Source organism: Pseudomonas sp. LJDD11, assembly GCF_024584215.1.
Classification (GTDB): Bacteria; Pseudomonadota; Gammaproteobacteria; order Pseudomonadales; family Pseudomonadaceae; genus Aquipseudomonas.
Genome location: NZ_JANJFL010000063.1, coordinates 1 through 1,421, shown reverse-complemented (window position 1 = coordinate 1,421; position 1,421 = coordinate 1). Strand labels below are relative to the sequence as shown.

The window sequence follows — 1,421 nt, the reverse complement described above, 5'->3', positions numbered from 1 at the left end:
GCGTTCTGCGCTTCGCCTTCAACCGTCGGTTCTACACTCACCAGATATGCGGCCAGTTGCTTGCCACTTGGACCGTCGACATCGAGCACCACCGCTTCGCGAATCGCGGCATGCTCCTGCAACTTCGCCTCGATTTCGCCCAGTTCGATCCGCAAGCCGCGGATCTTCACCTGATGGTCGGTACGGCCCAGGTAATCGATCACGCCGTTATCGCGGTAGCTCGCCAGGTCACCAGTGCGGTACAGCCGGCCGCCGCCCTGTTCGCTGCTGTCGTACGGGTCCGGCACAAAGCGTTCAGCGGTCAGCGCCGGACGCTGGTGATAACCACGTGCCAGGCCTACCCCGCCCAGGTACAGTTCGCCCACGCAGCCTTGCGCCGCCGGCACCAGACCTGGCGTCAGGATATGGGTCTTGAGGTTGTCGATCGGCTGACCGATCGGCACCCCGGCCCCCTCATCCGCACCACAGGTCCAGTGTGTCACGTCAATCGCCGCTTCCGTCGGGCCATACAGGTTGTACACCCCGGCCTGCGGCAGGCGCTGCAAGGCTTTGCGCGCCAGTTCGCCCGGCAACGCCTCGCCACTGCAGACGATACGGCGAATGCTGTGGCAGCCTTCAACCCCGGCGCTGGCCATGAACACCTGCAGCATCGAGGGCACGAAGTGCAACGTGCTGACCTGATAGTGCTTGATCGTTTCAATCAGACGCTCAGGCTCGCGATGTTCGCCAGGCTGGGCCACCACCAGGCGGGCACCGGTCTGCAATGGCCAGAAGAATTCCCAGACCGAGACGTCGAAGCTGAACGGGGTCTTTTGCAATACCGTGTCGTGACCATCGAGGCCGTAGGCCTTCTGCATCCAGGTCAGGCGGTTGAACAGCGCCTGGTGCGCGTTGCCTGCGCCTTTTGGCTTGCCGGTCGAGCCCGAGGTGTAGATCACATAGGCCAGGTTCGACAGCTGTGTTTCGTTGACCGGGTTGGCCACGCTGTAAGTGCTCAGCACGTCGCTGAGCTGATCCAGACTCAGCACCTGGACCTGCCCGGGAACCGGCAACACCTCCAGCAGGGCAGACTGGGTCAGCAGCAAACCGATGCCGCTGTCCTGCATCATGTACGCCAGGCGGTCCTGCGGGTATTCCGGGTCCAGCGGCACATAGGCGCCGCCAGCCTTGAGAATCGCCAGCAGGCCCACCACCATCTCAACGGAGCGCTCCACCGCGATGCCCACCAGTACGTCCGGCCCTACGCCCTGCTCGCGCAGCCTGTGCGCCAGGCGGTTGGACCGCTGATTCAACTCGTCGTAGCTCAGGGTTTGTTCGCCAAAGACCAGTGCCGTCGCCTGCGGAGTGCTGGCGACCTGTTGCTCGATCAGTTCATGAATGCACAGCTCAACCGGGTAGCTGACCTCGGTGCGATTCCAGTC

General features: G+C 63.3%; 1 protein-coding gene. It reads right to left on the bottom strand.

Features of this window, described 5'->3' with window-relative positions; all coding sequences use genetic code 11:
* A partial coding sequence (locus NRB16_RS28720; protein WP_257107541.1) for an amino acid adenylation domain-containing protein occupies window positions 1-1,421 on the bottom strand: 1,421 nt, incomplete at both ends.